21 protein-coding genes and 2 pseudogenes are annotated in these 25,286 nt (G+C 60.6%); 11 read left to right on the top strand and 12 right to left on the bottom strand.

All coding sequences use genetic code 11. From position 1 onward, the window contains the following. Positions 1-107: 107 nt before the first annotated feature. A complete protein-coding gene (locus CXR25_RS01580; protein ID WP_164513776.1) occupies positions 108-872 on the bottom strand; it encodes a MerR family transcriptional regulator in 765 nt (254 codons plus the stop codon). Positions 873-982: 110 nt separating this feature from the next. On the opposite strand from CXR25_RS01580, the gene CXR25_RS18575 reads away from it, so the two are divergent. The 3 genes from CXR25_RS18575 to CXR25_RS01575 are packed head-to-tail and all read left to right on the top strand — an operon-like array spanning position 983 to position 1,576. Further along, positions 983-1,153 carry a KOW domain-containing RNA-binding protein gene (locus CXR25_RS18575; RefSeq protein ID WP_009883491.1) on the top strand — a complete coding sequence of 57 codons (171 nt, stop codon included), beginning with the start codon at positions 983-985 and terminating at the stop codon, positions 1,151-1,153. A gap of 53 nt (positions 1,154-1,206) precedes the next feature. Continuing rightward, positions 1,207-1,368, top strand: a complete 162-nt coding sequence (locus CXR25_RS18570; RefSeq protein WP_164513920.1) for a hypothetical protein — start codon at positions 1,207-1,209, stop codon at positions 1,366-1,368. Next, positions 1,346-1,576: a hypothetical protein gene (locus tag CXR25_RS01575; RefSeq protein WP_164513919.1), complete on the top strand. Its 231-nt coding sequence runs from the start codon at positions 1,346-1,348 to the stop codon at positions 1,574-1,576. Before CXR25_RS18570 ends, CXR25_RS01575 begins: the two co-directional genes overlap by 23 nt. Before the next feature lie 19 nt (positions 1,577-1,595). Here CXR25_RS01575 and CXR25_RS01570 read toward each other — a convergent pair whose 3' ends face one another. Next, entirely contained in the window at positions 1,596-1,943 is a 348-nt protein-coding gene (locus CXR25_RS01570; RefSeq protein WP_233429384.1) for a biopolymer transporter Tol, read from the bottom strand. Positions 1,944-2,012: 69 nt separating this feature from the next. Here CXR25_RS01570 and CXR25_RS01565 point away from each other — a divergent pair, with 69 nt between their 5' ends. Beyond that, positions 2,013-5,051, top strand: coding sequence for a DEAD/DEAH box helicase (locus CXR25_RS01565; protein ID WP_125240324.1), 3,039 nt, complete (start codon positions 2,013-2,015; stop codon positions 5,049-5,051). 32 nt (positions 5,052-5,083) lie between these two features. Beyond that, on the top strand, positions 5,084-5,722 hold the full coding sequence (locus CXR25_RS01560; RefSeq protein ID WP_125240323.1) for a hypothetical protein: 639 nt from the start codon (positions 5,084-5,086) through the stop codon (positions 5,720-5,722). 142 nt (positions 5,723-5,864) lie between these two features. Here CXR25_RS01560 and CXR25_RS01555 read toward each other — a convergent pair whose 3' ends face one another. Beyond that, positions 5,865-6,188 (bottom strand): CHY zinc finger protein, encoded by a 324-nt coding sequence (locus CXR25_RS01555; protein ID WP_125240322.1) that lies wholly within the window; start codon positions 6,186-6,188, stop codon positions 5,865-5,867. A 101-nt stretch (positions 6,189-6,289) separates the two neighbouring features. On the opposite strand from CXR25_RS01555, the gene CXR25_RS01550 reads away from it, so the two are divergent. Then, the gene (locus CXR25_RS01550; RefSeq protein ID WP_125240321.1) at positions 6,290-7,330 is read left to right on the top strand and encodes a DUF2891 family protein; all 1,041 of its coding nucleotides are present in this window, start codon (positions 6,290-6,292) and stop codon (positions 7,328-7,330) included. A gap of 102 nt (positions 7,331-7,432) precedes the next feature. Here the strand turns inward: CXR25_RS01550 and CXR25_RS01545 are convergent, their stop codons facing one another. After that, entirely contained in the window at positions 7,433-8,458 is a 1,026-nt protein-coding gene (locus CXR25_RS01545) for an Abi family protein (protein WP_164513918.1), read from the bottom strand. Between the two features lie 147 nt (positions 8,459-8,605). On the opposite strand from CXR25_RS01545, the gene CXR25_RS01540 reads away from it, so the two are divergent. Beyond that, positions 8,606-9,990, top strand: a protein-coding gene (locus tag CXR25_RS01540) for an IS3 family transposase (protein WP_125177787.1) whose coding sequence is annotated in 2 segments (ribosomal slippage) — positions 8,606-8,924 and positions 8,924-9,990 — 1,386 coding nt in all. Because the reading frame shifts where the segments join, the coding sequence is not laid out codon by codon here. 288 nt (positions 9,991-10,278) lie between these two features. On the opposite strand, the gene CXR25_RS01535 is transcribed toward CXR25_RS01540, so the two are convergent. After that, a complete protein-coding gene (locus CXR25_RS01535) occupies positions 10,279-11,814 on the bottom strand; it encodes an aspartate ammonia-lyase (RefSeq protein WP_125178523.1) in 1,536 nt (511 codons plus the stop codon). Between the two features lie 525 nt (positions 11,815-12,339). Between CXR25_RS01535 and CXR25_RS01530 the strand changes: the two genes are divergently transcribed. Continuing rightward, positions 12,340-13,803: an integrase core domain-containing protein gene (locus CXR25_RS01530; RefSeq protein ID WP_241211545.1), complete on the top strand. Its 1,464-nt coding sequence runs from the start codon at positions 12,340-12,342 to the stop codon at positions 13,801-13,803. Positions 13,804-13,960: 157 nt separating this feature from the next. Here the strand turns inward: CXR25_RS01530 and CXR25_RS01525 are convergent, their stop codons facing one another. The 3 genes from CXR25_RS01525 to CXR25_RS01515 form a co-directional block, all read right to left on the bottom strand. Further along, positions 13,961-14,731 (bottom strand): ATP-binding protein, encoded by a 771-nt coding sequence (locus tag CXR25_RS01525; RefSeq protein WP_125177786.1) that lies wholly within the window; start codon positions 14,729-14,731, stop codon positions 13,961-13,963. A 13-nt stretch (positions 14,732-14,744) separates the two neighbouring features. Continuing rightward, on the bottom strand, positions 14,745-16,355 hold the full coding sequence (istA, locus tag CXR25_RS01520; protein ID WP_125177785.1) for an IS21 family transposase: 1,611 nt from the start codon (positions 16,353-16,355) through the stop codon (positions 14,745-14,747). A gap of 182 nt (positions 16,356-16,537) precedes the next feature. Next, complete coding sequence (locus CXR25_RS01515) at positions 16,538-18,001, bottom strand: integrase core domain-containing protein (RefSeq protein WP_241211545.1); 1,464 nt, start codon at positions 17,999-18,001, stop codon at positions 16,538-16,540. 635 nt (positions 18,002-18,636) lie between these two features. Here CXR25_RS01515 and CXR25_RS01510 point away from each other — a divergent pair. Together CXR25_RS01510 and CXR25_RS01505 are read left to right on the top strand one after the other, a co-directional pair. Next, positions 18,637-19,704, top strand: a complete 1,068-nt coding sequence (locus CXR25_RS01510) for an IS110 family RNA-guided transposase (RefSeq protein ID WP_083248759.1) — start codon at positions 18,637-18,639, stop codon at positions 19,702-19,704. Between the two features lie 133 nt (positions 19,705-19,837). Next, a pseudogene (locus CXR25_RS01505) lies at positions 19,838-19,993 on the top strand (ISL3 family transposase); the annotation flags it as partial. A gap of 143 nt (positions 19,994-20,136) precedes the next feature. Here the strand turns inward: CXR25_RS01505 and CXR25_RS18565 are convergent. From CXR25_RS18565 to istA (CXR25_RS01490), 4 genes are all read right to left on the bottom strand, one after another. Then, positions 20,137-20,907 (bottom strand): thioredoxin domain-containing protein, encoded by a 771-nt coding sequence (locus tag CXR25_RS18565; protein WP_164513761.1) that lies wholly within the window; start codon positions 20,905-20,907, stop codon positions 20,137-20,139. After that, positions 20,895-21,908 carry a hypothetical protein gene (locus CXR25_RS01500; protein ID WP_241212365.1) on the bottom strand — a complete coding sequence of 338 codons (1,014 nt, stop codon included), beginning with the start codon at positions 21,906-21,908 and terminating at the stop codon, positions 20,895-20,897. The genes CXR25_RS18565 and CXR25_RS01500 overlap by 13 nt, the downstream gene beginning before the upstream one ends. A gap of 374 nt (positions 21,909-22,282) precedes the next feature. Then, positions 22,283-23,029: an ATP-binding protein gene (locus CXR25_RS01495; RefSeq protein ID WP_009885417.1), complete on the bottom strand. Its 747-nt coding sequence runs from the start codon at positions 23,027-23,029 to the stop codon at positions 22,283-22,285. Then, positions 23,026-24,591 (bottom strand): IS21 family transposase, encoded by a 1,566-nt coding sequence (istA, locus tag CXR25_RS01490; protein WP_125177783.1) that lies wholly within the window; start codon positions 24,589-24,591, stop codon positions 23,026-23,028. The genes CXR25_RS01495 and istA (CXR25_RS01490) overlap by 4 nt, the downstream gene beginning before the upstream one ends. Before the next feature lie 177 nt (positions 24,592-24,768). On the opposite strand from istA (CXR25_RS01490), the pseudogene CXR25_RS01485 reads away from it, so the two are divergent. After that, positions 24,769-25,105, top strand: a pseudogene (locus tag CXR25_RS01485) (transposase); the annotation flags it as partial. Between the last annotated feature and the right edge of the window lie 181 nt (positions 25,106-25,286).

Here is a 25,286-nt window from a genome sequence, read left to right as displayed (position 1 = left end):
GATTACTACCAGTGGAAACTGTGTTCTCAGAACAGGGTCAAGCCGTGATGGTCGAACACCGGAAATTCACAGCTGAGCGGGCTTTCACACCATCACCTCGGCGGACTTCAGTTGGATTCCTTGGCCGCCTGGGCCTTCACGAACTCGATGAAGTGCTCGCGTTCTTCGTCCGAGATGTCCAAGGTCGGGAAGATCTGGAGGAAGGCTCGTTGGATGACATCGACCTGGGCGCTGTTGTAGAGCTCGGTGATCGAACCGGCGATGGCCGACTGTCCGATGCTGATGTCTCCGCGCATGCCGTGTGCTGGTGCGAGCAGCCAGGGATTCGCCTCGAGATGCGCCTTCATGCTCGGCGCGACGACCTCGGCCAGCCGCGCTCGCGTGGCTTCATCGGCGTCCTCGGCGAGATCGTCGATTTCCCTATCGGCGGGTGAATTCGTGGCCATGATCGACTTGATCTCGGTCATCGTCGTCTCGTCATAGAGCCGCGAATACAGTGACATCAGGTTGCGGTCGGGAGCTGACATCTTCGCCGCGATGTCGATGAAGCCGGCGGCGGTGTCGATCGGGGCGCCGTACTCGAGCAGCTCCGCAATCTGCCCACGCGCCTTCTCCAGCTCGGCGATGGTCTCGCCGAGTTCGACGTCGAGACGTTTGAGCGTCAGCTGCTGCGCTTCATGATCATCTTGAATGGAGCCGATGTCAGTCAGCGGAATTCCGAGGTCGCGCAGCCGCCTGATCTGCAGAAGCCTGAGCACGTGGGCCGCTCCGTACTGCTTGTACCCGTTGCTCATCCGTTCGGGCTGAGCCAGCAGCTCGAGCTTGTGATAGTGCCGGATCGTGTTGACCGTGGTGCCGGTCAACCGCGCCAATTCGCTGGTGCTCCACCCCACTGGCCGTTCCCCTCGCCGCCGCTGCGTCTTTGTCGGACAGTGACTAGTGTATTGGCCCAGCCAGAACGCGAGCGTGTTTAGACTGAACCATGACTGAGTTCAAGATCGGCGACACCGTCCAAGTCACCTCCGGAGCCATGGCCCACAGCGTCGGCACCGTCGTCTACCTCTATGAGGAGACAGGCAAGTACCTCGTACGCACGGGCGTGGGCGCACAGGACTACTATTCCCCGGACGAGATCGAGCTGTTCAAGCCTTGAACTGCCTCCGTGACTCCATGCAGTCACGGATACCGTCGCGCTAAAGTGTATGCATGGTCGTCGAACCACCAGCCGCCGAACGGCGAGAAACGCTGGGCGTCTACTTGATTCCCTTCAGCGTGTGGGCCCTGGCAGCACTTGCTGCCGTCGTTATGTGGGCTGTCGCTCCGGCCCACAACGTCGATGGGTCGTGTGAAGGCATTGGTTTCGGCTAGCTCTCCATCTCCACGCGACACGATCGCGATGCTCGCCATGTTCTTCGGCATTCCCGCGACCATCGGCTGGCTGGGGTTCTGTGCAATCGTCACGGCCCTCCTGAACAAGACGATGCGGGCGAAATGGTGGGTGCGAGGGCTTGCGTCCCTGGCTATCTGCCTCACAGTCAGCGCGATCACCGTCGCTCTCATTCTCCTCGCAGGGTAACGCCACCCCTCGACGGTTCTCAGCGCAGTCGATCCAGCGCATCCTCGGCGCGGGCGAGTCGCTTGTCTGCGCACAGCTGCCACCAGTAGTCGCCCCGTTCGCCGAGTCCGTGCTTGGCGATATTGACCCGATTGCGGGCCGCGCTCACGTCCTCGTCCGTGCCTGTCTTCTTTGCAGTCCGGACAGCGTTGCGCGCTGTGCCGAGGTGGCTTTTCAGTTCTGCGACCATATCCTCAGGCAGTTCCGGATCGGTTCTGCGCCATTTCCGGCCCTTGATGACCATCCATTTCTGCGCATCGGTGTATTCGCACTCCCCCTCGTGGCCCATGATCAACAGTCTGTTCTCCTTCGAAGACTGTGTCCACATCGCGTGTCCACACGATGTTCTGTGGGCGCTGAGAACCGGCATGTCCGCCCTCAATGAGAAGATGGCACGGTGCCCGCCAATGACCATGCTTCGTCCCATCACACCGCCGGGTGGCGTGATGCCTTCGCCTCCCTCGCCGAGGTGGCCCCGCAGGAGTACACGCCCGTGGCCTTGGGATTCGAGCTCGTCGAGGTCGTAGCCCGGACATGGTTCGAACCGAAGCACTCGGTGGTTCTGGAGAAGCAAGCGGTCTCCCCCGGCACTGATCCCAGCCTTGCGATCCGCCCGCTGATCCTCAGCGAATCCGGCAACTGGGTGAAGAAGTCCCTGACCTGGCGCACCATCGATCGCATGGCCAGACAGTTCAACGTCGATCCCCGCCACCAGGAATGGTTCACCCAACTTTCGGGACTGCGCACCCGGGACAAAACCGACTTCACACCCGATGGCGCGCCGTACAACCTCGGCGATTTTCACACTCCGCTGCTGTGGGACATGTTCGCTCAGGCCGCCGAACTTGGGATCGAACTCGTCGGCGTCAATCAGGGCATGGACGTGCACATCGGGCGTGAGTCGAAGGCGATCATCGACGTCAACCGGGTGAAGAACCAGCTGCGGGTGCAGCCACGGGTCACGATCGATCAACGCGAATTCTCACCGGGTCTGACCAAGCCCATCTGGACGCACGGGTTCTTCGGCGTCGATCTGCGCACGGGCTTCACCGTAGCCATGGCACCGGCGGCCAAACCGACCGCACAGTCAGCACTCTCAGTATTCCAATCGCCCGGCCCGATCACGATCCCGGCAAGCGAATCCGAAGAATTCTTCGAGGAGTACTACCCATTGCTGCGTACTTCCGCCGAGGTCGTGAGCACCGACGAGACGGTGAAGTTTCCCCAGTTCAGCCAGCCGCGGCTGGTCCTCTTCATGGTCTACGGTGCAAAGGACCACCTGAGCCTGCAGTGGTACTGGGAGTACTCGGGACCGCGCCGGACCCTGCCCGTGGTGCCCCTGTCGAAACTCGGCACCTCCGCCATCCGCACCACAGCGGGCGCGCGCAGCACCACTCCGACGCCAGACCCACGCGACAACCGCGACCTTGAGCATGAGGGCGCTGTGCTCGACCAAGTCGCGTCCGTCCTCGCCGAGACTCAACCGCCCGGCCACCCCCGCGACATGGAACTCACGGACGCCGACACCGCGGACTTCGTCGTCAACGTCCTGCCTGGGCTTGAGGAGATCGAGCACGTCAAGGTCATCACGCGCGGGAAGAAGCAGCCCTATCGTGAGCTCGGCGGGGAACCGAACATCACGATCACCTCGGTCGAGTCGGAGAAGAACGACTGGTTCGACCTCGGCTTCCAGATCACCATCGACGGCAAGCCCATCCCCTTCGTCAAGCTCTACAAAGCCCTGGCGTCGGGGACGAAGAAGATCAAACTCGTCGACGACACGTTCCTGTCGCTGAACAAACCCGCCTTCGACAAACTCAAGGCACTCCTGGCCGAGGCCGATCTCATCCCCGAGTGGGAACCCGAGTCGCCCAAGATCACGCGCCTGCATGTGGGCCTGTGGTCGGAGTTCGAGGAGCTCGCCGATGAGACTCTGCCCGCCCAGTCCTGGCAGGAATCCGCGCAGGCACTGCTCGACCTCGACCACCTGCCCGCCGTCGAAGTCCCTCACCTGAACGGCGTCACCATGCGGCCCTACCAGGTGCAGGGATTCCGGTGGCTGGCGCTGCTGCACAAGTGCCACCTCGGCGGGATCCTCGCCGACGACATGGGCCTGGGCAAGACCCTGCAGACCCTGGCACTCATCGCCCACGCGAAGCCAGAGCTTCCGTTCCTCGTCGTCGCCCCCACCTCGGTGGTGGACAACTGGGCGAAGGAGGCCGCAAAGTTCACCCCTGACCTCGACGTTCGCGTCGTTTCCGAGTCAACGAAGAAGAGACAGAAGCCCCTCGCCGAGGTGGTCGCCGGTGCCGATCTCATCGTCATGTCCTACGCGATGCTGCGCCTGGACGAGGATCCGATCGCCCGTCTGGACTGGGCCGGTTTCATTCTCGATGAGGCGCAGTTCGTGAAGAACAGCTCCTCGCAGGTCCACCTGGCTGCGAAGTCGGTCAACGCACCCTTCCGTCTGGCGCTGACGGGCACTCCGATGGAGAATTCTCTGCGCGATGTGTGGTCGCTGTTCTCCATCACCGCACCTGGACTCTTCCCCAGCGCGCATCGCTTCGAGAAGGAATACGTGCGGCCCATCGAAGGCGGTGAGGATCCGGGACGAATGGGACGGCTGCAGAAGCGGATTCGACCGTTCATGCTGCGCCGCACGAAGGATCTTGTCGCAGCCGATCTGCCGGAGAAGCAGGAGCAGGTCATCAATGTCGAGCTCAACGCTGCTCACCGCAAGCTCTACGATCGGGTGCTGCAGAAGGAGCGGAAGAAGATCCTCGGCTTCATCGACAGCGAGTATGACAAGCAGCGCTTCATCGTCTTCCGCTCACTGACCCTGCTGCGCATGCTCGCACTCGACCCGCGCATTGTCGACGGCGAACACGAAGGTGTGCACTCGTCCAAGCTCGCCGCCCTCATGGAACGCCTCGAGGATGTCGTGGCGGAGGGCCACCGGTCAATCGTGTTCAGCCAGTTCACCTCCTTCCTCGACAAGGTGGCCGAGGATCTCGATCGCCGAGGTGTCCCCTACGTCGTCCTCGACGGCTCGACTCGCAATCGCGGCCAGGTCGTCGACGAGTTCCGATCCGGCGCGGCTCCCGTGTTCCTCATCAGCCTCAAGGCCGGCGGTTTCGGCCTCAACCTCACCGAGGCCGACTATGTCTTCCTTATGGATCCGTGGTGGAATCCGGCGACGGAGAACCAAGCGATCGACCGAGCGCACCGGATCGGACAGACGAAGAACGTCATGGTCTATCGCTATGTCGCCGAGGGAACGATCGAGGAGAAGGTCCTGGCCCTGCAGAAGAAGAAGGCTGAGCTCTTCGACTCCCTCATGACCGACGGCGGGGCCTTCGAAGGGCGCGGCCCCAACGGTCAGGCATTCAGCCAGACGGTGACGGCCGAGGACATCCGGGGACTGCTCGAGGGGTAGCACAGCGCCAACCAACTATCCTGATAGTGACGATGACTGATGACTCAAAAGCGACCCGGGAGCAACGCTGGCAGGAACGCCTGGCAGTGCCGGTTCTGGTCGCCGCACTCGTCTCGATCCCAGCAATCTTCCTCACCTTCCTCTCTGAGCCGTGGAGCGACGCCGGCAGAGTCATCAATCTCTTGTCCGGCTTGGTCCTCGTAGGTGAGACGCTCATACTCTTCCTCGTTACTCCTGACAAGAAGTCCTGGTTCAAACGGCACCTGTGGCTGATCGTGCTCACAGTTCTCGTGATCATCGGAGTCATCTTCGCCCTCGGCCCCGTGCAGCTGTTTCGCATCATTCGACTCGTCGGCGCATTACGTATTCTGCGTACAGGCAGAATCATCAAGGCCGGGCGACTACTCTCGGGACGCATCAGCGGCAGATGGAATCGTCTCGCAGCCCTGGGTGTCTCAATCCTGGTCGCGATCTTCGTCGCCGCCACGCTGGCCGATCCGACCTCGACGGTGCGCGAGATACTGCGCGGCGTCCTGCCCTTCGATTTCGGCCCCATCGCGGTCATCGCCTCAGGACTGGTCTTGGCCGGAGCCACGTTCATCGTCCTCTTCGATCGCAGCAGCAAAGACGAATTGGACGCAGAGCCTGGCAACGATGGCGGTCAGAGCTAAAGTCACCATCCGCCCGAGAATATTTACTTTAGATTGCCTAAAGTAAATATTGACGGCCACCTCGTGAGCTGAGGTTCGCAGCAAGCTGCACGAGAGGACGGCGCCCAGCGGAATCCGCGATAACTACGTGGCGGTCGCTGAGTCAGCCCTTGAAGTAGTAGCTCGAATGCGCCGCACACCGAGGGTTGAATGCCGCCGCGCACTCGGGACAAGCATCGGTACTCCGGTACGTGTCGATCGTCAGCTGTGACCAGCACATTCCGCAGAGGATGGCCGCCTGTTCCCACTTCTCACGCGGCCATTGCTGGGCGGGATGATCGGTGGTCTCGGCGTGGCAGAGGTGGCACGGATAGTACCGGTCGCAGCACGCGAAGCGAATGGCGATGATGTCGAGCTCGGTCGCATAATGCTCACAACGCGTGTGCTCATCGACCGTCTTGCCATAGACCTGAGGAAACCTCGCCACCCCGCGCCCACCTTCCCCTCATTGAGCCGCTGCCAGTTCTCACTCTAACTGCCAACGCGCCCCGTCCGAGTAGAGTGAAATCCCCGAACCGATGAGGATCCATGCCGCAGTCTGCAGAGTTCGTCACCCCCTTCGCCGAGGTGGCCCTGAGCAACATCACCCGTGACTATCCGTACGCCGCCCACCACGTCGCCGGGTCACCTGCCGACATCGTCGAACCGCGGAAGAAGAATCCGGCCTTCGCGAACTCCTTCGACTGGCACTCCAGCGTGCACATGCACTACCTGCTCGTGACACTGTTGAACAGCGAGACCGCCCAGGCCGCACCCTGGCGTGACGAGGCCATCACAGTCCTCACCTCGAACCTCAGCACAGAGAATCTCGGCGCCGAAGCAAAGTTCCTCCGCGAGCACCCGACCTGGGAGCGTCCCTATGGCTGGGCCTGGGCCGTCGAGCTCGTGTGTGCACTTCGGGCCAGCAATGACCCGCGGTTACGTGGCCTGGCTCCCGGCGCCGAGGTGCTCGCCAACACTGTCTTCGACCTGACCGTGGCATGGCTGCCGCACATGCCCGAACCCGTCCGCCATGGAATCCACCCGAACACCGCCTTCGGTCTGCGACGCATTCTGCTCGGCGCACGAGAACTCGGCCGACACAACGTCGTCGACGCAATCGCGGCATCCGCTCGTCGCTGCTTCGCCGACGATCATTCCTGGAACTTCGTTCAGGAACGCAGCGGCCAGGACTTCCTCTCCCCCGGATTGTGCGAGGCCGACCTCATGGCCGAGATCCTCACCCCCGACGAGCTCGCCGTGTGGCTGCCGGACTTCCTCTCGGAACTGACGCCGGAGTCTCCCGCACTCTCCCCCGTCGAGGTCCTCGATCCGACGGACGGCTATCAGAGCCACCTCTATGGTCTAGGGCTCTCCGTTGCCGCCTCGATCATGCGCTTGGCTCCACGACTGCTTCAGATTACCGAGGACTCAGGCAATCTGGACCCCGCCGACCGCACCAGGGGCTTCCTCACCCGAGTCGACGCACTCATGGCACCGGGACTCGAAGCCGCAGTCTCCGACGAGTACATGGCCTCACACTGGGTTGCGACTTTTGCGTGGGAAGTACTGGAGCTCAAGAAGGATTGAGATGGATAGGTACGGCAGGTGACCTGCGGACCCCAAAAGGCACGGGGGTCGTGTAAGTGTCTGCTCTCCACCCAAACCTGGTGGTCGACTATCGTCCAGAAGTTACTGCCACAGGAGCTTGGTGTTCCAACTCGCAGGGAAGCCCATGTCCAAATCCGGCGTGACTACACGATGTCCATCGGGTGTGATTAGCGGGAGGCTGAAGGACAGGATGTGATCTCGAAACCTGGCAGGCCAATCACTCGGTTCAGAATGTGACCTAAGCATGAAGGCCAAGACGGCGGCATTTATATAGAGCCGCTTGCTCTCAGTTGAAGTGCGAGAATATCCAGGGGTTGAGACGTGGTCCAGCAATGGGCCAGCTGTGTGCCTGGGCGCGATCGACTGCGCGCGCTTGAAGTGTCGGTTGAAAAGCCGCGAGCCATGGGCGCAGTAGTTGCGCAAATCGGCGACTGCCCGGACGACTTTCCCGAACGGGGCGGGATGCATGAAGCCAAAATCATTGGCCACAGCCCGGGCAACAGCGGACTTCATCAGCTCGAAGAGATACGGCAAGCTCCCGAAACTGAGAAGTTCGGTTACGGCCCAGACCGGTAATGGTTGAGAGGGATATTTCGCTAGGTGATGAGCAACAAAGTCCTCTTCCGGCTTCGCACTTCCTATGGCTCTATCGACGGTGCGTTTCCAGGCCTGGAATTTAGTTTGAGGTGGCTGACTCCTGGGGATCAGCGTATTGCACTTCGCGGTGTCAAGGCAGTTTCGGTCTAAGTGCGCAGCCGGATCCAACCTGGCCAAAGCGTGCGCAATCGAAGCACGCAAGCGAATTTCGAAGTCCAAAGTCCCGTCTAGGCAGATGCGGGCCAACTTCATGTCGAACTCTTCAAGAGTTATGACATGATCGATGCTCGCCCCTGTCATGTACGTGGCAGCTCGGTATTCGCGCATTGCGGCATTGATCTGGTCGGCAGGCAGCAGCTCACGGAACACGTAGCGGTATGCTCCAGACCGGTGGTAGCCCACCCGAGTGAGGAAACCGAGGGCGCGTGCGTGATTCGGAATCTTCAGCCCAGCTTCAGCCAAGTCTGTAATCAGATCCTCGCGCTCTTTGAACGCTTTTGTGAAGTGCATGCAGCTCATTATCGCGCAAACCCTACGTGTCAGGCTTGAGCGGTGCCAAGGTGTCAGAGCAAATCAGTCCGACCACGTAGGGCGAGAACTAGGAAACCCAACATAATGTCGAATCTCGTTATGGCCGAAGTAGGCCAAAATGGGTCCATGAGTAGTTCCGGACCGCGTGCCGGTGGACCGTCCCGTCGAAGGTCGTTCACCCCCGCGCAGAAGCTTGAGTTGTTGACCGAATACGAGGACGCCTGCACCCGCAAGGAAGGCGGAGCATACCTGCGCGGACAAGGACTGTATTCCTCACAGATCGCCGAGTGGCGAAAGCTCCGTGATGCCGGTGCTCTCACGGGTAAGAAACCCGGCGAGACCATTGGCAAGCTCTCCGCGGAACAGGTCGAGATCGCGCGTTTGCGCCGCCAGCTGGAGGTGAGTGAGGGCCGGTTAGAACGATCCGAGGCAGCCCTGGACGTCATGGGAAAACTCTCAGCGTTCTTCGAGAACGCCATCGCAGAGTCACCGGACGAGCCGAAGTCCAAGAAGAAATGAAACACGCCTACCGTGAACTCCTCGACATCAAGATTGCCACCCGGGAAGCCGCGAGGCTGGTCGGGCTCTCACGCACCACGATCTATCGCAAACCGCCCTCGCCCGTCGACCAGTCGCCGGTGGTACCGCCGAACAAACTCAGCCCGGACGAACGAGCCGAGGTCCTCTCGGCGTTGAATTCCCCGGAGTTCGTCGATCTTGCGCCCCAGCAGGTTTATACGAAACTCCTCGATGAAGGCATCTATCTCGGGTCGGTGTCGACGTTCTACCGGGTGCTGAAGGACAACGAACAGGTCGCCGAACGCCGCCGGTTGGCCACGCATCCGGCCCGGACCGTTCCCGAACTCGTCGCCACTGCACCAGGTCAGGTGATGTCGTGGGATATTACGAAGCTGGCTGGGCCGGTGAAAGGCAAGTACTTTGACTGCTATGTGATGATCGATATCCATTCGCGATTCATTGTCGGTGCCCATGTCCACGCCACCGAATCCGGGACCCTTGCGGTAGAGATGATGAAGGAGATCTTCGGCATCCACGGCATCCCCGATGTCGTCCACGCCGATCGCGGGACATCGATGACGTCGAAGACCGTTGCTGGGCTGCTGTCGGATCTTGAAGTCACCCGGTCTCATTCCAGGCCCCGCGTGAGCAACGACAACCCGTACAGCGAGGCACTATTTAAATCGTTGAAGTACGGGCCGACGTTTCCCGATCGCTTCGCTTCTCTGGCCGATGCGCGTGCCTTCATCAGCGGATTCGTGGATTGGTACAACCATGATCACCAGCACTCCGGGATCGGGTTCCACACCCCGGCGAACGTGCATTATGGTTTCGCTGACGCGGTGGCCCTGAAGCGTTCGCAGACCCTGGCGGCTGCCCGGGCCAAACACTCAAACCGTTTCACCACCGACACTGATCCCAAGATCCTGGCCCTACCCGGGCCAGCCTGGATCAATGAACCGAAGAAGACGGCCGAAGCGCAAGCAGCTTAACCGTCGCTTCACTCACCTTGGTACCGCTTGACTTGAAAATTTCCGAAATGAAAATCGTCTCCTTGAGTCCGAGGACTCAGAGGGAGACGATGTCTGATGCCCCCAGCTTAGCACTCGGCGAAGGAATATTCACTGCGCTCGTCGGCGCACAGCTCCTGCGATCCCCTGTGCGCCAGCTCCTGGCACCGCCGTTAGCGGCCACCCAGGTAAACGGAAGAATACGACAGCAACAAGGAACCCCTCGTCGAGTTCCGACGCTCCACCGGTTCGCTGACCAGCGCCCCTCTCTCACTCTGGAGATGGCACCACCGGCAGTTCCGAGGTCATCTCGTCACGGGGAACAGCCTCGGCGCTGTCGGCCGTATTCTCGACACCATGGTCGGCGGGCAGACCGGTCAGGCGTTCGGGTTTGAGGATCTCCTCGAGCTGGACTGGGTCGAGCAGACCCTGTGCAACGACGAGGTCAGCGATCGGTTCATTGGTCGCCAGTGCCTGCTTGGCCAGCTGCGCGGCCGGGGCGTAGCCGATGACCGGGGCGAGTGCGGTGATGACGGTGACGGAACGGGCTACGGTGTCCTCGAGCGCTGCCTCGTTGGCGGTGATGCCGTTGACGCAGTTGACGCGGAAGGTCTGGCAGGCACGCTCGAGCCAGGTGATCGACTGGAACAGGGAGTGGGCGATGATCGGTTCGAAGGCGTTGAGCTGGAGCTGGCCGCCCTCGACGGCCATGGACACGGTGACGTCGGCTCCGGCGACCGAGTAGGCGACCTGGGAGACGGCCTCGGGGATGACGGGGTTGACCTTGCCGGGCATGATCGACGAGCCGGCCTGACGGGCAGGCAGGTTGATCTCACCGAAGCCGGCCTGCGGGCCTGAGGACAGCAGACGCAGGTCGTTGGCGATCTTCGACATCTTCAGAGCGCTGCGCTTGAGCGCCCCGGAGAAGGTGATGAAGACGCCGGTGTCGGAGGTGGATTCGACGAGGTCGCCGGCGGTGACGAGCTCGAGTCCGGTGATTGTGCGCAGGTGCTTGATCACCGCTTCCTTGTACCCGACCGGGGCGTTGATCGCCGTTCCGATCGCCGTGGCGCCCATGTTGACCTCACCGAGGAGTGCCACCGCGTCTTCGAGCCGCTGGACGTCCTCATGCAGAGTGGTGGCGAAGGCGGTGAATTCCTGACCCAGGGTCATCGGCACCGCGTCCTGGAGCTGGGTGCGACCGACCTTGATGATGTGGGAGAACTCGCGCCCCTTCGCGGCGAAGGCATCGGCTAGGAGCGTGAGTTCGCCGAGGAGGTTCTGCAGTGAGAAGGCCAGTGCGATCTTGATCGCCGTCGGGTAGGTGTCGTTCGTGGACTGGCTGTGGTTCGTGTGGTCATTGGGATTGATGAACGAATAGTCGCCCTTCGCGTGACCACCGATCTCGAGCGCACGGTTCGTGATCACCTCATTGGCGTTCATGTTCGTCGACGTGCCCGCCCCACCCTGGATCACGCCGACGGTGAACTGGTCGTGGAGGCGCCCGCCCTTGATCTCTTCGCAGGCGGCATCGATGAGGTTCGCTCGCTGTTCGTCAAGGGCACCGATCTCCAGGTTCGCCCGCGCCGCCGCCTGCTTCACACAGGCGAAGGCACGGACGAAGTCGGGGTAGACGGAGACCGGCCGGCGCGCGATCGGGAAGTTCTCCATCGCCCGGGCGGTGTGCACACCCCAATACGCTGATGTCGGGATCTCGAGGCTGCCGATCGAATCGGTCTCTGTGCGGGTGGGTGTGGATGCGCTGTCGGTCACCGCTGGTGCCTTCTTTCGTCGTGAGGACGTCATCATGTCCGCCGAGGTTGTTCCTCGGTTATTACGATACTGCGGCCTCGAGGAGGGCGTTATGATCTGGTTCATAGTCGCGATGATCGTGTTGCAACCCAAGACGAATTGGACTTCGACTTAACTTGCCCATGTGAACAGAGTGAAAATTGACAAGCGAGGATGCAGAATCACTCAATCCAGTAACTCCGGTTTCGTATCCCGACTCATATGACTCGCACCGACCCGTATCACTCAATCAGCAAGCGCCCAAGAAATAAGCTTAGTAGGAACCCCGAAGGACAGCACCATGATCAACCATGCGGTCTAGCACACGCAATAGGCTCTTAGCTTCGTCAATAGACGGTCGACGATCAGGAACGCCCAAAGAACGGATCAGCTTTAGTGTATAGAAGCGGCTTTCGGTAGCGCACGTGGAGTGAAGTGGTATGTCATGTCTCAGGAGTTCGTTTACATCTCTCTCACGGCTTCGTTGACAACCGATTCCATGACTTCGTTAACAGGTAGCAGCCCCGTGAGAATCGGGGAATGTCGAAATCGCTCTCATCTGCCCTTCGCCGCCAGATCATCTCCTACGACCCCGCCGACCCAGCAAGCCCATCGATCTCCGAATTCTGCCGCACACACGGCATCAGCCGACCCTCGTTCTACAAGGTCCGCGACCGCTACGCCGCTGAAGGCAACGCGGCGCTCAACCCTCGCTCACGCGCCCCGAAGAAGCCAGCCCGCACGTTCACTACCGACACCGCCAACATCGTCCTCGACGTCCGGGAGCGTGTGAGCAGTTCGGGCTGGGATGCCGGTCCGAAGACCATCTGGTTCACCGTCGTCGACGAAGCACTCTTCGCCGACGAATGCATTCCATCGGTGTCGACGATCGCCCGGATCCTCAAAGACGCCGGTGTCGTGGCGAAGAACCCGAAGAAGCGTCCCCGAACGTCTTACATTCGGTTCCAGCGCGCAGCCGCGATGGAACTGTGGCAACTCGACGCCTTCGAGTTCAGACTCTTCGACCACGACGATACGGCCCTGCGTACGAAGGTCACGATCTATCAGCTCATCGATGATTCGACCCGTATGGATGTGGGGACCAGCGCGTACGGTCGGCCGGAGAACGGCGACGACGCCGTGACAACAGTGTCGACCGCGCTCGACGCCTACGGGGTGCCTCAGGAACTGTTGTCGGATAATGGGGCGGCGTTCAACCTCTCCCGGCAGGGCGCGGTCACCCAGTTGCAACGTGTTTTGGCTGATCGCGGATGTCTGGCGATCACTGGTCAGTTCCGGTCACCGACGACCCAGGGCAAGGACGAACGGTCACACCAGACTCTGCAGCGGTTCCTCACCGCGCACAAGCCGGTCACATTGGACGCCGTCCAGGATTTGCTCGTCGATTACCGCAAGCACTACAACCATCATCGGCCTCACCAATCGTTGCCGGGGTCGATGAGGCCAGGTCAGGCATGGCAGGCCGCGGAGCATCGTCCCTCGGACGGGACTCCGATTCCGCACACGGACCTCGTTGCGACCGCGCTGGCCTACAAGGCCAAGAACACGAGAACCGCCGCCACCGCTGAGCTTGTCGGCCAGGACCGGCAGCACACAGTGCGCGGGCATCTGCGGCCGTTGCCGGACCAAGTGGTGGTGACGAAGGCGAACCCGCAGATCTATTTGCAGGGGAAGATCATCAAAGTGCCCACTCATCTGGTCGGCACGTATGCCCCGGTGCTCACGGACACGGAGTACATGCTCTTCGATACTCGTGATGGTGGGGAATCGATCGGGTTCCCAATGCCGTTGGACGTCGCGGAGGTCACCGGGCGGATGATTCTTCTGTGGCAGGTGCGGGGCGCGAGGATTCGGGATCCGAAACCGTCGTGGTTGGACAAACAACGCACCTACGCCGCGAAGCATTACGCCTCGCACGATGGTCGAGCCGAGGGCGGAAGTGTCAACGAAGTGATGAACGAGGACCTGTCAGAGAAGTCATGAAACCATCCGTCAGTTATGTGGTGAGACTGGTTGTCAACGAAGTCATGAAAGAGGTTGTAAACAAACCCGGGGGATTCGACATGGAGTGAAGTGGTAGCACGAGTGCGGGAAACCGGTAGCAGTCTTGCTGTGGGCTTCCCGCGCTCGGCGGTGTTGGTCACGACGGATCGGTTACGCGTGGTTCGTGGGTTTCTCGGCGCATATTCGGTCCATCGAGTTGCACGATCTCGCTGACGGAGACCAGCCGGCTGAGGATGGACTCGGCGATGACGGCGTCGTGGAGGGACTTGTACCAGTCTTCGGGGTCGAATTGCGAGGTCACGATCGTTGCACCCCGTCCTTCTCGGCTGGCGAGGATGTTCAGGATCTTTGCCGTCGTGTCCATTGTGATCGGTGTCGTGAGGAAGTCATCGAGGACGAGGACGTCACAGGCCCGGAGACTGTCGAGGAACTTCAGCCCTCCGGGATCCGAGGGCTGGTAGACGGCTAACCGGTTACCCAGATCGTCCAGCCGCCAGTAGGCGACGGTGTAGTCCTTACGGCAGGCGGCATTGACCAGTGCTTGAGCCAGATAGGACTTGCCGACGCTGGTTTTGCCGAGGATGACCACGTTGCTGGCGTCTTCAACCCAGGTGCACGAGGCGAGCCGGTCGACAACATCACGCGACAGGGTTCGGTCGGGAAGGTAGCGGATGTCTTCGACGCACGCTGCTGGATTCGGAGTATGGGAGGCCTTGAGGAGTTTGAATACCCGACGTTCGGCGCGGGCGGCGAGCTCGATGTCGAGCGCGTGGTGGATCTTGTGCGAAAACGTCCAGTCGTCGTAGGTGGAGTCGTTGGCGATGTCGATGATGGTCTGTCCGAACGCTGTCATCCGCAGCTGTGTGAACACGGCCATGTCGTCGGTGGTGAGGTGATGATCTGACATTGGTACAGTCCTTTCACTTATTGGTGCTGGTGAGAGTGTCGAGACGGAATTGGTCGATGCCGGTCAGGTGGGCCCGGCGAGTGTCTCTGGGAGCGGCGGGTGTCGGCGCAGCAGGTTCGTCTGGGGCCGCCGATGGCCGTTGCCTGGCCTGTGCGCGGATGGCGGTGATCTGGTGTTTGATCGCCGTGTAGCTGATCGGACGTGCTTGATCGCTGGTGATGGTGGTGCACGCGGCTTCGAGCAGGGCTCGGTTGCCCCTCTTGCCGAGCGCGAGGATGTTCATGCAGGAGCGAAACCCTTGGGCTTCGATCTTCTTGGCATCAAGGAGCCTCGTCAGTGCGTTGACTGTGTGGGGTCCGACTTTCGTTGCCTGTCGCAGGAAGTAGGCGCGAGTCCACAAACCTGTGGTGTCTCCTTGCGTAGCCGGGGAATGGTCGGGATCGGTGACGTAGGAATGTTTCTTCGTCCCCAGCCGGTGGGTAGCGATGACGTCGCCGCCGGCGAGTACGTCGAGGTGGGTGCCGACGATACGGGCATCAACGATCGTCCCGACGTAGGTGGCGGGGACGGAGTATTTGATCGTAGCGATCTGGATGTGCCAATCCCGCGAGACCTTCGCCTTCTTCCAGGTCACTTCCTGCCAGGGGAGGTCGGGCAGATTAATGAGGTCGGCCGCTTCGTCGTCGGTGAACCAGTCTCGTCGGCTGCGGTTGTGGCCGCGGAAAGGTGTCCGGTCGTTGATCCAGTCAACACGTTCGGCGATGGCTTCGTTGATGTCATCGCCGTCGACGAACGTTCGGTCACCAAGGTAGTGGATGACCCAGTTCGTGACGATTTTGACGCCGGATTCGACGTTGGCTTTCTCTTTGGGTTTGTAGGCCCGGGTCGGCACGGCAGCAGTGGTGTAGTGCTCGAGGAATGCTGCGTAGGACTCGTTGACGTCGCGAGTCTTGTCGTAGCGGCTGATCTGGTTCGAAGCCGTCGAGGCGTTATCGGGGATGATGACCTGAGCGATGCCGCCGAAGTATTCAAAGGCTCGCCGGTGGGCGTCGCACCATGCTGGTAGTTTCTCGTCGAGGCATCCGTAGGCGAAGATCATTCCCGAGTAGGGCAGAGTCGCGACGAAGATGGAGACTTTCGTCGTTGTTCGGGTGATCGGGTCGGTCAGCCACATGGGGGTCCCGGCCCAGTCGACTTGCATCGTGTGTCCGGGGATATGTGTGATGGGGCTGGTCAGGTCGTGGGTACGGACGTGTTCGGCGATGATCTGACAGAACCGTTCGTACCTGTAGTGACGCGTCGACGGAGTCGATGCTGGGATGTTGAGGTAACGGGCCCACAAGACTTTCAGGGGTGGCTTCTTCCGCCCGATGCGTGCTTTGATCACGGCATCAACGTCGATGGGCACGAAGTCCGTGTCGCCGCTCTTGCGGCCATCGGCGAAGAGCTGGTCGAGGGCATCGGCAGACAGTGCCTCGACTTCGGCCTTCGTCGATAGTCCTCGGGTGTCAGCGACTGTGCGTGCTTTGGCGATCGCGCGATGCGAGCAATGGGCCATCGCTTCGATTTCGCGGTAGGAGTAGCCCTGGACGAGCAGGGATAAGATCAGCCGGTAGTCGGCCATGAGAGGGTTCCTTTCACTTGTCACGACTTCGATGTCGTGGGTGAAAGCAATCCTCCATGAATGCTACCGGGTTCTTACATAGGTGCTACCACTTCGTTACATGTCGAATCCCCCGGGTTTGTTTACAACCTCTTTCATGACTTCGTTGACAACCAGTCTCACCACATAACTGACGGATGGTTTCATGACTTCTCTGACAGGTCCTCGTTCATCACTTCGTTGACACTTCCGCCCTCGGCTCGACCATCGTGCGAGGCGTAATGCTTCGCGGCGTAGGTGCGTTGTTTGTCCAACCACGACGGTTTCGGATCCCGAATCCTCGCGCCCCGCACCTGCCACAGAAGAATCATCCGCCCGGTGACCTCCGCGACGTCCAACGGCATTGGGAACCCGATCGATTCCCCACCATCACGAGTATCGAAGAGCATGTACTCCGTGTCCGTGAGCACCGGGGCATACGTGCCGACCAGATGAGTGGGCACTTTGATGATCTTCCCCTGCAAATAGATCTGCGGGTTCGCCTTCGTCACCACCACTTGGTCCGGCAACGGCCGCAGATGCCCGCGCACTGTGTGCTGCCGGTCCTGGCCGACAAGCTCAGCGGTGGCGGCGGTTCTCGTGTTCTTGGCCTTGTAGGCCAGCGCGGTCGCAACGAGGTCCGTGTGCGGAATCGGAGTCCCGTCCGAGGGACGATGCTCCGCGGCCTGCCATGCCTGACCTGGCCTCATCGACCCCGGCAACGATTGGTGAGGCCGATGATGGTTGTAGTGCTTGCGGTAATCGACGAGCAAATCCTGGACGGCGTCCAATGTGACCGGCTTGTGCGCGGTGAGGAACCGCTGCAGAGTCTGGTGTGACCGTTCGTCCTTGCCCTGGGTCGTCGGTGACCGGAACTGACCAGTGATCGCCAGACATCCGCGATCAGCCAAAACACGTTGCAACTGGGTGACCGCGCCCTGCCGGGAGAGGTTGAACGCCGCCCCATTATCCGACAACAGTTCCTGAGGCACCCCGTAGGCGTCGAGCGCGGTCGACACTGTTGTCACGGCGTCGTCGCCGTTCTCCGGCCGACCGTACGCGCTGGTCCCCACATCCATACGGGTCGAATCATCGATGAGCTGATAGATCGTGACCTTCGTACGCAGGGCCGTATCGTCGTGGTCGAAGAGTCTGAACTCGAAGGCGTCGAGTTGCCACAGTTCCATCGCGGCTGCGCGCTGGAACCGAATGTAAGACGTTCGGGGACGCTTCTTCGGGTTCTTCGCCACGACACCGGCGTCTTTGAGGATCCGGGCGATCGTCGACACCGATGGAATGCATTCGTCGGCGAAGAGTGCTTCGTCGACGACGGTGAACCAGATGGTCTTCGGACCGGCATCCCAGCCCGAACTGCTCACACGCTCCCGGACGTCGAGGACGATGTTGGCGGTGTCGGTAGTGAACGTGCGGGCTGGCTTCTTCGGGGCGCGTGAGCGAGGGTTGAGCGCCGCGTTGCCTTCAGCGGCGTAGCGGTCGCGGACCTTGTAGAACGAGGGTCGGCTGATGCCGTGTGTGCGGCAGAATTCGGAGATCGATGGGCTTGCTGGGTCGGCGGGGTCGTAGGAGATGATCTGGCGGCGAAGGGCAGATGAGAGCGATTTCGACATTCCCCGATTCTCACGGGGCTGCTACCTGTTAACGAAGTCATGGAATCGGTTGTCAACGAAGCCGTGAGAGAGATGTAAACGAACTCCTGAGACATGACATACCACTTCGTTACACGTCCGCTACCGGAAGGCCCTTCCTAACAGCTTTAGTTCGGACTTCGTCAATCGTCCATCGTTAACAACTGTCGACCAAATATCATCGGGCACCTGCGACACCCGCGTCGTTGGGCTGGAGCCCAACGATTCCAACGAATAGTCAGCATACGGGTCCACCGACCTGAGTTGCTTCACTTTAGTGCCCCGGTCCGGGCCCGAAGCTTTCGACGCTGCTAATTAGCGGCTCATCACTATAGATCTTGTGGACTAGTTAGTCTGACTTCTCGAAGGATGTGGCGGTCTCTACCAAACGGATCGATGATGGTCTTGTGGTCGGGTCTGACTCATGGCTCTTCTGACACCCCGCTGTCTGGGGGTTGTCCTGTTTACGACGTGTCGACTGGCTCGGCTCACTGTAATAAGTGCAGCCCAGCAGGCCGTCATGTCCTGATAGGAGTCTGGCGTGTCCCCGATAGTGAACTGACTGACGCCGGCTGAGCTGCGCACCCGAGAACTCGAAAAGAAGGGGCGCAGTTCCCATGATGAACGATAAGCAGGTTAAGGTCTACGGCGGGATCGACACGCACGCGGACACACATCACCTCGCGGTGATCGACCAAGCCGGGCGCCGACTGGCTGATGCTCAAATACCGACTACCGCGACTGGGTACCAGGCAGCATTGCGGTTTTTGGGTTCCTGGCCTGGATTGGTCAGCGTGGGCATCGAGTGCACCGGCTCCTATGGAGCCGCGGTCACCCGAGCTGTGCGGGAGGCAGGCATCACGGTGTTCGAGGTGAATCGACCCAACCGGTTCGACCGGCGACTCCACGGCAAGAGCGATCCCTTCGATGCTTATTCCGCCGCTGAGGCTGTGCTGGGTGGCAGAGCCAGCGCGGCGCCCAAGGGCGGGGACGGGCTCGTGGAGTCGCTGCGAGTACTGCGGACCTCAAGGTCCTCGGCGCTGCAGGCTCGGACTGCGACGATCAATCAGATTAAGGGGATGCTGATCACAGCCCCAGAGGATCTGCGTACACGTTACAAGGGCCTGTCAACTCCCAAACTGATTGCAGCACTGGCGGCATCGCGACCAACAGCGACACCGGTCACCGCCGCCGAGGCCACGGCCTACAGCCTGCGGCTGCTGGCAAGGCGCTGGCAAGCACTGACCGGGCAGATAGAGGACTTGGCTGGGCACCTGCAGCGACTACTGGACGACCACGCTCCCGACCTGATGAGGGTCTTCGGCTGCGGCCGAGACACCGTCGCGCAACTGTTGATCACCGCCGGGGACAACCCTGATCGGCTACGTTCAGAAGCCGCGTTCGCAGCACTGGCCGGGGTCTGCCCAATCCCGGCATCGTCGGGTAAGACTAAACGCCACCGACTCAACCGCGCTGGGGACCGGCAGGCAAACTCCGCGCTTTATCACATCGTGATGGTGCGGCTGCGTTACAACCAGGAGACCCGCGACTACGTGGCGCGGCGAACTGCTGAAGGCAAGACCAAGATGGAAATCATCCGCTGCCTGAAGCGTTACCTCGTCCGCCAGCTCTATCCCCTCATCGTCGAGACTCTTCATCCCAGAAAAGAGGTGGCCGTCGCTTGACGAAACACTATAGGAGTGTCGTAAACGAGAGTGTAGGTCGGTGATTCCAGGACACGGCGAGTCGCTGCCTGGATAGACGTCGAGGTCTTCCGATGATGGAAGTTCTCACACAGTCCATCCGAAAGACCTCGACGTGTCCAAGCCTACTTTCTCGACCCCTGACCTCACGACATTTTGCCGACTCGACGCCCTCGACCTGACTTGTATCGGCCAGCATGTCACCGGGCACAAAGCCATTCTGGAATGTCGGCCGAACACAGCAGATGACTGGTGCCGTCGGTGTGGTGGCCGGGTCTGCTTTGGGATTCCGCAACCTCACGCACTACATCGCGAGAAGTCTGCTCGAGTCCGGCGGTTTCAGGCCGACCTTACATTCTCAATCACGATAGGGCTGAAAACGGCAGATGATCAGATGGCATATGCCGATCTGCTTCAGGCAGACTCACTACGGCCCACATTGACGATGACCGGGCCGTCGATCTTACTTGCTCGCGCAGCTTCGAGCATGAAGGCAACAAGCGTCGACGCACTCGCAGCAGACCACTCGGGAACATCGAACACTGCACGTAACACCATCGGTGACGAACGCAACGCCCACCGATCATCGAACGTGGCCCTAGAGTTTTCGTCGGTCAACGTACGGAGCATGATACCGCCGGTATGCGTGGCTTCAAACCAATTTTCGACCGCGGAATCGCGTAATCGCGCCCGGGGAGTCGTAAATAGGTTCACGGTGGCTTTGGTTGGCTCTGTCGCACCGTCGACTGCTGCGAACTGGTCGAGGAGCGTCTGGATCCACACGGGGTCGACCGGCGCAACGTGCCCCGGGATCTGAATGCTGAACGACGATATCGACAGGCTCCCTAACTGGGCGACGGTATCGGCAGCTGCATGAACGAACAGCGGCACAAGCATAGCTGGTGGAACTCCGCCAAGATGTTCGATCTGAAACCATCCAAGCTCCCCCCTCAGCGTTCGCAGAGTCTCTGCGCCGCCGAATGCCCAGAAGCCCTCATGTGCTTCAAACGCCTTGTTGGCGGAGCTCTGCGGGCTCAAAGCCGTGCACAGTCCGAAGAACCGCGCAAACGCGCCCTCTTCGTCGATTTCGCCCGCTTGGATACCTCTGTGGATTGCCTCCGTGACCTCCAATGTACCGTCGACACTGACGATGATTGGGTCAGTCGAACCTTTCACAATGTGCATTTAAGAGTCCTTGCGCTTGTGTGGAGCTTATTGGGGGAATCGAGGTATCCAATGAGATTGACATCCACCCAGCTACGCCATTGTTTTCTAGCCTGCGACCTACACGTCATCCGGGCGTTGGCTCTCTTCGAAGTGCCCGGCCCGATTGTCTTCACCCCAGCCTTGCCCCTTCTGTTCCACGACGAAGTCTTCTTCGGCTTGTACTGCAGCTGCACCGTGACCTTCGCTTTCGTCGCTTTGGCCGTGCCTTTGATCCACCACCCGTGACCTGAAGCCTGACCTCTAGTGACATGGACATAGTCACCCCTCGTGTAGAAGACGGCGACCGCAGCCTGCGCCACAATCGGGTAAACGCTCTTCGGCTCGGGGTCCACGGTCTGCACCAGTCGATTCCCTTCGATGGAATAGTGAGAGTCGACTTCGGCCCCGGAAGCGTCGTGCGAAACCGGTTGTTCGACCACACCGACCAGCACGTCGTCCTTGTACAGCGCCACCGCACCGGTCTTCTGCAGAACAGGTGCAACATCTTCGGTGAAATCGTACTGGGTCGTCTTCGCGGCGTCAGGCCCTGCCAAAAGAACACTGGCGCTAATCGCACCATTGTCGAGGATCTGCATCGCATGGGCTGCCTCGGTCCCGCTTCGATGCATGATGGTGGTGCCATCGGTTGTCACAGACAGATCTTTCGGCGCGGCATGTTCTGTAACCGAGAGTCCAACATCGACTCGATCGTCGACGCTGGTGGAGGCTCGCAAGCTTCCATCTGCGCTCAGAGATGTCACGACGCCATCGCGGCTCCACGTGACCTCTTCGTCGCTGGTATCAAGTGCGGTGGGCATTGCGACCGGCTGTGACTGCGAGTTGTCAAGCGCCACTTGAGCATCGTCTGGTCGTTCAAGAAGGTCTGAAGAGGTCTGTGCCTGGACTGGGGATGTGGTTGGCAGTGCGATAGCAAGGGCTAGGGCGAGCGAACCCGCCTTCACCAATGGATGAATTGTCACTTTGGGGATCTCCATATGTCACAGGGGCTTCGGTGCCATAGTGGGCAGTATCGAAGTTGACCAGGGTGGTCTGAACTCATTCTGGAGAGTCGGACTGCAAATCGGCGCGTACATCGGCGGATTGAGTGGCAATGTGATCTAACTGTGATCTTCAGCATGATGGTCCGATGCGTTGTGCCGCAGCACAGGATCCTGCTTACCTGCGGCAGCCTGCTCGCCAAGCGTCAGTTGAGCGAATTTTCGGTCTTTCGCCGATCCGATGAGTATTTGAAGGTGTGAAGGCCACTCGATATTGCCTCCCGGGACCATCGATATTGACCGTGGGGGCCAGGAGTGGTGTCGGTGGGGGCCACAGGCCCCCACCGACTATCTTCTTACTGGTTCAGCATCGCTTGTTCTCGCATATTGTGAGTGCCGGTATCAACCCAGATGGTGTTGTGCACGATGCGATCCATGATCGCATCAGCGTGAACCCCGGATCCGAGTCGTTGGTGCCAGTCCTTCTTGGCATACTGAGTACAGAACACCGTCGACGTGCTGTCATAACGACGCTCGAGCAATTCCAGCAGCATTCCGCGCATCGACTCATCCGGATGATCGAGCAGCCATTCATCGATGACCAGCAACGTGAAGGCAGCGTACTTGCGGAGGAACTTCGTCGTCCCCTGCGGCTTGTCCTTCGCAATCGCCCACGCCTCTTCAAGATCAGGCATGCGAATGTAGTGCGCTCGGATCCGATGCTGACAGGCCTGCTTCGCCAACGCGCACCCCAGGTAGGACTTCCCAGAACCGGTGAAGCCCTGGAATACCACGTTCTGCTGACGCTCGATAAACGAACACGTGCCCAGCTGGGCAAGGACATGGCGATCCAATCCACGTTCCTCCACTCGATCCACGCGGCGCAGATCTGCTCCGGGGTAACGCAGTCCGGCCCGCCGGATCAGGCCCTCGACCTTGTCATGATTGAACGCCGAGTGAGCTTCATCGACGACCAGCCGCAGCCTGTCCTCGAAGCTCATTCCCAACACCAGGCCCTCGTCTTCGCCCTCCCAGGCTTCTAACAACGGGCCCGCGCCCATCTCACGCAACTTGCGCTTGGTCTCGGTATCGATCTGACTCATTTCGCGTCCCCTTCTGCGTAGTAGGACGCACCGCGGACATAGCCGCCATGCTCGACGCGTTGTTCTCGTGGTGGCCGCAACAGTTCGGCCCTGTCCTGTCCAGTGGCAAGGATCGGCTGCAGGTGGGCATAGCGTGGGGAACGGATCGGGCCAGCCAGGCCGATCCTGCAGGCGGCCTCCACCCGCTCTGCCGAGAAACGTCGCGACAGCCGCAGCACCGCCAGCGCAGCATCGAGTCCCTGCACGTCGATCGGTACGGACTCGAAGATCCTGTTGACGACCACGAGGGCCGAAGGCCCGATTCGCTCGGCCCACTCCCTCACCCTTGGCCCATCCCAGGGCTGATATCTTTCACCGGTGGGCAGGTCAGCATCGTTGGTCCGATACTCATTGGCCGCGCCCTCAGCCAGCAGCAGGTGGCTGCTCAGCCGCTCGGTGCCCCGGTAGGCCTCGAGTACCCGGTCAGTGATGCGCAGATCGACTTTCGTGCCGATATGCGCGAACGGGACCGAGTAGTGATTGCGTTGCCAGCTCACATGCCCGTTGCGGGCAACCCGCCGTCCATAGACCCAATGGCTGATCTCGTAGGGCACCTGCGGCAGAGGTGTCAGCAACGACTGCTCGTGCGCGGCGAACACACTGGCTCGGGAGCCTGGCCGCTTCTGGAACGGTTCAGCGTTGTAGCCGGCCACTCTCTCGATGATCGCTGCCCGAAGTTCCGGCAGGGTCTGGAACCGAGCCTGTCGTAGTCCGGCGATGATCCAGGTCGCGACGTGCGACACGGTGTTCTCCACGCTGGCTTTGTCTTTCGGTGCCCTGATCCTGCCCGGCAACACCGCCGCACGATAATGGGCCGCCATCTCCCGATACGCATCGTTGAGGACGATCTCGCCCTCCCGGGGATGCTTGAGTACCCCGGTCTTGAGGTTATCTGGCACGATCCGTGGGCTCGACCTGCCAAAGGCTTCGAACATTGCCACATGAGCCCGCAGCCAGGTGTCCTGCTTCATATCCAAGGCAGGCTCGACGAACGCGTACCGGCTAAAGGGCAGGCAGCCGACGAACAAGTACACCATCCTCGTCCTGCCAGTGGCCGGATCATGCAGCTGCATCGTAGGCCCGGACCAGTCAACCTCGATCGTCTGCCCCGCCTTGTGTCCGACCCTGGACGCGGCTCCGGTGACGAGGACATGACGCTGATAGGTCCGGCAGAAACGGTCGTAGCCCATTGCCGGCGCTCTCGCAGCCGCGCAGTCATCGGCGTACTCGCTGTGCAATAGCTTCAACGTGACCCCGACACGAGCGAGCTCTTTGTGGACCTGCTCCCAATCCGGCTGAGCGAACACGCTGTGATGCTGACCGCGCCCTGGGAAGACCAGCTCGTAGACCTCGTCATCCGTGCCGGCCTTGACGTCGTCCCAACGTAGCCTGGCCGCATCGGCGGCCTCGATGACCGCGGCCACGGACTTCCGCGACATGCCCTGTGACGCCGCGATCGCTCGTGCCGACAGCCCGTCTGCGCGTAGCTGCAGCACCAACTTGGCTCTGATTTTGCGTACCATGAATGGTCTCCTTCCACCGCGTGCCGTATACACGCGGTGGAAGGAGCCTAAGCGCGGTGGCCCCCAAGCACACCACTGGTGGTCCCCGCGCGCACTATCCAGGGATCAACAAAGTGGCTCCCGCTCACGCGATTGGTGGATCCCACCGAAGCGAATATTCATCCGAAGCCCCCTGCCGAAGTCAACGTCACCTGGAGCGTGTATCAAGACAACGTGATCGCCCGCCGGAGTACCGACCGCCACGAAGGCAGGAGACTTCTGGATGCAGCAATCATCGGAGCTTCCAGCTGGATTGGTGGAGTTAAAACGCTTGGGACGCACGTTGTGGCGGCGAGCGGCCGATGCGTTGGCCTACTGCGCCGGAACGTCGAACCCGCCGACGGAATCGATCAACGGCAGGCTTGAGCATCTGAACGGATCTAACCTGGGGTTCCGCAACCTCACCCATTACATCGCCAAGTGTCTGCTCAAATCAGTTGGATTCAGACCCGTCTTACACTCTCGTTTACGATGAGCCGCTTTAGGCGAGGGGGTCATTGTCAGGTTCCTTTCGAGCGAACTCATTACCAAGACAACCCAACTACCTCAACCTAAGTTGAGGTCAAGTCTGAGGTCAAGCCCGAAGTTTTTACATCGCCAGGGCGAGTCGCGGGTGGGGCCAAATGAAACCGTCATACTGGGGCCACTTCTGGTTG

The organism is Brevibacterium aurantiacum, assembly GCF_003932995.1.
Lineage (GTDB): Bacteria > Actinomycetota > Actinomycetes > Actinomycetales > Brevibacteriaceae > Brevibacterium > Brevibacterium aurantiacum.
Note: the sequence above shows the minus strand (reverse complement) of the source record. Positions and strands in the feature narration are given on the sequence as shown.

Bases quoted from the DNA above. Each gene is read 5' to 3' on its own strand.
- istA (WP_125177783.1), bottom strand. From the start codon at position 24,591: ATGGTACGCAAAATCAGAGCCAAGTTGGTGCTGCAGCTACGCGCAGAC.
- CXR25_RS18570 (WP_164513920.1), top strand. From the start codon at position 1,207: ATGGTCGTCGAACCACCAGCCGCCGAACGGCGAGAAACGCTGGGCGTC.
- CXR25_RS18575 (WP_009883491.1), top strand. From the start codon at position 983: ATGACTGAGTTCAAGATCGGCGACACCGTCCAAGTCACCTCCGGAGCC.
- CXR25_RS01570 (WP_233429384.1), bottom strand. From the start codon at position 1,943: ATGTGGACACAGTCTTCGAAGGAGAACAGACTGTTGATCATGGGCCAC.
- CXR25_RS01510 (WP_083248759.1), top strand. From the start codon at position 18,637: ATGATGAACGATAAGCAGGTTAAGGTCTACGGCGGGATCGACACGCAC.
- CXR25_RS18565 (WP_164513761.1), bottom strand. From the start codon at position 20,907: ATGCACATTGTGAAAGGTTCGACTGACCCAATCATCGTCAGTGTCGAC.
- CXR25_RS01530 (WP_241211545.1), top strand. From the start codon at position 12,340: ATGTCGAAATCGCTCTCATCTGCCCTTCGCCGCCAGATCATCTCCTAC.
- CXR25_RS01560 (WP_125240323.1), top strand. From the start codon at position 5,084: ATGACTGATGACTCAAAAGCGACCCGGGAGCAACGCTGGCAGGAACGC.
- CXR25_RS01495 (WP_009885417.1), bottom strand. From the start codon at position 23,029: ATGAGTCAGATCGATACCGAGACCAAGCGCAAGTTGCGTGAGATGGGC.
- CXR25_RS01525 (WP_125177786.1), bottom strand. From the start codon at position 14,731: ATGTCAGATCATCACCTCACCACCGACGACATGGCCGTGTTCACACAG.
- istA (WP_125177785.1), bottom strand. From the start codon at position 16,355: ATGGCCGACTACCGGCTGATCTTATCCCTGCTCGTCCAGGGCTACTCC.
- CXR25_RS01550 (WP_125240321.1), top strand. From the start codon at position 6,290: ATGCCGCAGTCTGCAGAGTTCGTCACCCCCTTCGCCGAGGTGGCCCTG.
- CXR25_RS01545 (WP_164513918.1), bottom strand. From the start codon at position 8,458: ATGCACTTCACAAAAGCGTTCAAAGAGCGCGAGGATCTGATTACAGAC.
- CXR25_RS01535 (WP_125178523.1), bottom strand. From the start codon at position 11,814: ATGACGTCCTCACGACGAAAGAAGGCACCAGCGGTGACCGACAGCGCA.
- CXR25_RS01515 (WP_241211545.1), bottom strand. From the start codon at position 18,001: ATGTCGAAATCGCTCTCATCTGCCCTTCGCCGCCAGATCATCTCCTAC.